This is a genomic window from Macellibacteroides sp. (assembly GCF_050251695.1).
GTDB classification, from domain to species: Bacteria; Bacteroidota; Bacteroidia; order Bacteroidales; family Tannerellaceae; genus Macellibacteroides; species Macellibacteroides fermentans.
The window spans coordinates 1-4,898 of the sequence record NZ_JBFWMI010000027.1 but is presented as its reverse complement, the minus strand read 5'-3'; the positions used below and the strand labels follow the sequence as shown (position 1 = coordinate 4,898).

Annotated in this window: 3 protein-coding genes; 2 read left to right on the top strand and 1 reads right to left on the bottom strand. The window is 41.1% G+C overall.

Features of this window, described 5'->3' with window-relative positions; all coding sequences use genetic code 11:
* Together AB7E53_RS05935 and glgP are read left to right on the top strand one after the other, a co-directional pair.
* Positions 1–672, top strand: a 672-nt coding sequence (locus AB7E53_RS05935) for a glycosyltransferase (RefSeq protein WP_446774711.1), incomplete at its 5' end; no start/stop codon positions are given.
* 83 nt (positions 673–755) lie between these two features.
* Complete coding sequence (glgP, locus tag AB7E53_RS05930) at positions 756–3,326, top strand: alpha-glucan family phosphorylase (RefSeq protein WP_446774709.1); 2,571 nt, start codon at positions 756–758, stop codon at positions 3,324–3,326.
* A gap of 66 nt (positions 3,327–3,392) precedes the next feature.
* Here glgP and AB7E53_RS05925 read toward each other — a convergent pair whose 3' ends face one another.
* Positions 3,393–4,766 (bottom strand): OmpP1/FadL family transporter, encoded by a 1,374-nt coding sequence (locus AB7E53_RS05925; protein ID WP_446774707.1) that lies wholly within the window; start codon positions 4,764–4,766, stop codon positions 3,393–3,395.
* Positions 4,767–4,898 lie beyond the last annotated feature (132 nt).

Sequence of the window (4,898 nt, the reverse complement as noted above, 5' to 3'; positions counted from 1 at the left end):
CGCGAGATAATTGCCTTTATTATGGTTCCCGGACATGTTTACGATGCTCGAGCCGACTTGAAAGAGATCTTGAAACAGGATTATGAAACCAAGAATCCTCTGCAGGCTCCCTTTGTTACACACTGGCTTTATGACATGGAGCACGACAAAATTATCAGTCATATTCGTCAGGCCGGATTTACAAATAATTCGTCGGATAAAATTAAGATTATTTTCGTACCCTGTTATCTTTCGGGAAGCGATGGTATCTTTAATACTCCATATTATGATTTATTAATCGGCATGGACGCAACCGTATACCCCTCTTACTACGAACCTTGGGGATACACACCGATGGAAAGTATTGCATTTGGCATTCCGACCATCACGACTAACCTCGCCGGATTTGGTCTGTGGGCTAAGCATTTTGTATCCGGCAATTCACTTTCCGAAGGAGTGATGGTACTGGAACGTACCGACTTCAATTATTTTGAAGTAACAGACTCTATAGCCGAGGCTATTCTTGAGCTATCACGTAAAAATAAGAGCGAAAGAACCGAAATCCATAAACATTGTTTTGCCCTTTCAAGAGAGGCAACATGGAGCAAGTTTATACTGCATTACCAGGAATCTTTTCATAAAGCACTGGTTAACAAGGATAAAAGAATTGCTAAAAGTATGGTAAGTATTTAACTTAGAATCTTATCTTTGTAGCTGGTTTATATAAGGTAATGAATATAAAATCAATTTCTCGAAATAATTAAAAATTCTCAATAATGAAAATCAAAGCAAACAATGCAAACTCTCCTGTATGGAAAGATGTACACGCACATTCTGTGCTTCCTGCGAAGCTAGAACCTCTTCGTGAGATTGCATACAATCTTTGGTGGGTTTGGAACTCAGACGCTACAAAACTTTTCAACAAAATAGACAGCGACCTTTGGAAAAAAACTGAAGGAAATCCGGTACTCTTGTTACAAACGATATCCTACAACAGGATGGAAGAAATTATGGCCGACAAGGAGTTTATGGATGAAATGAACAAGGTTTATGCCAAGTTTCAGTCATACATGGAAGAAAAGCCAAAACTCACCAAGCCCTCTGTAGCCTATTTCAGCATGGAGTATGGACTTGCAAATGTGCTTAAGATTTACTCAGGAGGATTAGGAGTTCTGGCAGGCGACTATCTGAAGGAGGCAAGCGACAGCAATATTGACATGGCTGCGGTTGGCTTTCTGTATCGTTACGGATATTTCAACCAATCCCTTTCCATGGACGGTCAGCAGATCGCTAATTACGAACCTCAGGATTTCAGCACCTTGCCAATCACGTTGATTACAGACGAACACAACAAACCTGTAATCCTTGAAATACCCTATCCCGGCAGAATTGTCTATTCTCAAATCTGGCAAGTCAAAGTAGGTCGTGTTCCTTTATATCTTATGGATACAGACATCCAGGAAAACAGCGAATGGGACCGCTCCATTACCCACCAGCTATATGGCGGCGACTGGGAAAACCGCATGAAGCAGGAATATCTTCTGGGTATAGGAGGTATAATGATGTTGAATAAACTGGGAATTAAAAAGCAGATATATCATTGCAACGAAGGTCATGCTGCTCTGATTAATGCTCAACGCCTGGTAGATTACATCCAACAGGAAAACCTATCTTTCAATCAAGCCCTGGAAGTGGTAAGGGCCTCTTCGCTATACACAGTACACACTCCGGTTCCTGCCGGACACGATTATTTCGAGGAAGACCTTTTTGGACGATATATGGGAGAATTTCCGGCTAAATTAGGCATCAGCTGGCAGGAATTCATTGATATGGGACGGGAAAACCCCGGAACTCATGAGAAATTCTCTATGAGTGTATTTGCCCTCAATACCTGTCAGGAGGCCAACGGTGTTAGCTGGCTTCATGGTAAAGTGTCGCAAAAGATGTTTGCTCCGATCTGGAAAGGATACTTCCCGGACGAATTACATGTTAGTTGGGTAACCAATGGCGTTCACATGCCAACATGGGCAACTTCGGAATGGAAGCAATTCTACGCAAAGAACTTTGACAAGAATTTCTTTAATGACCAGTCTAATAAGGAAATCTGGAGTGCAATACAACAAGTTCCCGACGAAGAGATATGGAACATCCGTAAAACGATGAAGAATAAGCTGATCGACTATATACGTGTTCAGTTCAAAGAAAATTGGCTTAAAAATCAGGGAGATCCATCACAGGTTGTAAGTATTTTGGATAAAATCAATCCAAATGCCTTACTGATCGGATTCGGCAGACGATTTGCCACTTACAAACGTGCCCATCTGTTATTTACAGATCTTGACAGGCTCTCTAAGATTTTAAACAACGAGAAGTGCCCTATCCAGTTTATTTATACAGGAAAAGCACATCCGGCAGACGGTGGCGGACAGGGATTAATCAAACATATTGTTGAAATTTCCCGTCGTCCTGAATTCCTGGGCAAAATTATATTTCTTGAAAACTACGACATGCGCTTAGCCCGTCGTTTAATTTCGGGAGTAGACGTTTGGTTAAACACACCTACCCGACCATTGGAAGCATCGGGCACATCCGGCGAAAAAGCCGAAATGAACGGAGTATTGAACTTCTCTGTTTTAGATGGCTGGTGGTACGAAGGATACAGGGAAGGTGCCGGTTGGGCGCTTACCGACAAACGGACATACGAGAATCAGCAATACCAGGATCAGCTGGATGCAACAACTATCTATTCCATTCTTGAAAATGAGATTATCCCCACCTATTTTGCAAAAAACAGTAAAGGATATTCACCTGAATGGATACAATACATTAAGAATTCGATCGCTCAAATCGCTCCAGACTACACAATGAAACGTATGTTGGACGATTATATTGAAAGATTCTATAACAAACTGGCAACACGGTCTCAAAACCTGCACGATAACAACTATGCGAAAGCAAAAGAAATTGCGGCATGGAAAGAAGAGGTTGATGCACATTGGGATAGTTTTGTGGTTGAATCGATAAATTACAGCGAAGACCTTCAGAAGAGCGGACTTGTATTAGGAAAAGAATTAAAGTTTAACATTGTAATTGACAGAAAAGAACTTCAGGGAATGCTGGGAGTTGAACTAGTCGTTGCAAAAGAGAAAAAAGAGACCAAAGAACTTTCATTATTGAAAACACATTCGTTTAAACTGATGAAAGAAGAAGGTTCTAAACTTTACTTCGACCTTGACATCATACCAAGTATTTCGGGGTCTGTTAAATTGGCTCTCAGAGTATTCCCTGTAAACAAAGACCTGCCTCACCGTATGGACTTTGCATACTTGAAATGGATTCAGATTTAATAAACCAATTAGATACAAAAAAAGCCCGGAAAAAATCCGGGCTTTTTTATTTATGCTGATTCAAGATCAGAATGCATACGAAATACCAAACGACGGATTAAAAGCCTTTACATCGTAATGACCACCAAATGCTTTTACCTGATCGTTAGAAACATACGGATAAGAACCATCACGACCGAAACCTGTAACGTAGGTAAATGCAAGATCTACAGAAAGTCTTTCAAGCGGACGGAAGCTCAATCCTGTACTTAATCCCATTTTATTCATACTGGGGGTTTCGGGATTTAAAAATTCTCCGGGAACCGGCGATTCATCCAGGTATGCACCCAGACGTAAATCCAGACGCTCTGTAGCAGCAAACTGACCTCCTAAACGATAGATACGCGTATTTTCGTAATTTTTAGGTGCATTGATGCTGTATCCATTAAGCACCTCCTGCGAAAACTGTACATTTAATGCTTTGTAAGCACTCCAGCCCACAAACTGAACTTCACCAGACAACAACAATCTGTCGGTTGCCTTATAGCTAACAGCCACGTTCAGATTGGAAGGTAATGGCAGTTCGGCAGTAAATGTTCCTTTATCCAGTGGAGGAATTACAATGGGATTCTTCTTATAAGCGATTAACAGCGGGTTAACCGTTGCAATCAGCTGTTTCAATTCGGTTTCATTGGCATAATTCATCTCAGCATGACCTTCGGGAACCCTCATAGTTACTTTTGAGCGATAAGATACACCAACAGTAATTTTGTCGGTTACATCATACATTGCACCGATATTGAAACCAACCTTAACACCCGCATCACCCGACAATGTTGCAGAAGCGGCATCGATATCTTTAAAATTGTCCAGCGTTTGTTCCAGTGAAGGTATTGCATCTTTAAGAAGACGAAGACCCTCCAGATCTCCTGCAGGAATCAAGGCTCTGCTTAATGAGAAATTACCATACATAAACATCAGTCCGGCACCCAGACTCAACTTATCGAACGGGCGATAGGAAATGGTAGGCTGTATAGAAAACGACTTCAATGTAATATCCTGAACCAATCTTGATCCGGCCCAATTCAACCCCCAGTCGATCGAACTGCCGTAAGGAGTATTCACACTCACACCAGCAGCCAGGTTATCGTAAATCTTAAAACCTGCATATAAGTATAAAGGTGTTCCAATCGGGTTATCCGAATTGTGTTTGTATCCATCCTTGGAGTATTCCAAATCGGTAAAAACAGCACTAGCTCCTGCAGATAAGCTAATATTCTCTTTCATAAAACTCAATCCTGCAGGATTGAAGTGCATGCTTTCTGCACCAAGTTTCAAGGCAGCCCCAACATGAGCCATACCTGCCTGTTTTGTACTTTGCAAATTTACCTGGTACCCTTCGGCTGAAGCATGAAAGCCCATTGTTAACAATAAGCCTGCCACTACGATAATTTTCTTCATATTCGCTATTTAAATTTTACCTGATCTATTTGAACTTTAGAGTCAAACAGGCGCAAAGATATATACTTTTTTAATACATTACACATTTTGAGACAAAATGTGCAGCACAACAATGCAGTTTTTGTGCATAAA

Excerpts from the sequence above, each read along its gene's own strand:
- AB7E53_RS05925 (WP_446774707.1), bottom strand. The coding sequence starts at position 4,766 with ATGAAGAAAATTATCGTAGTGGCAGGCTTATTGTTAACAATGGGCTTT.
- glgP (WP_446774709.1), top strand. The coding sequence starts at position 756 with ATGAAAATCAAAGCAAACAATGCAAACTCTCCTGTATGGAAAGATGTA.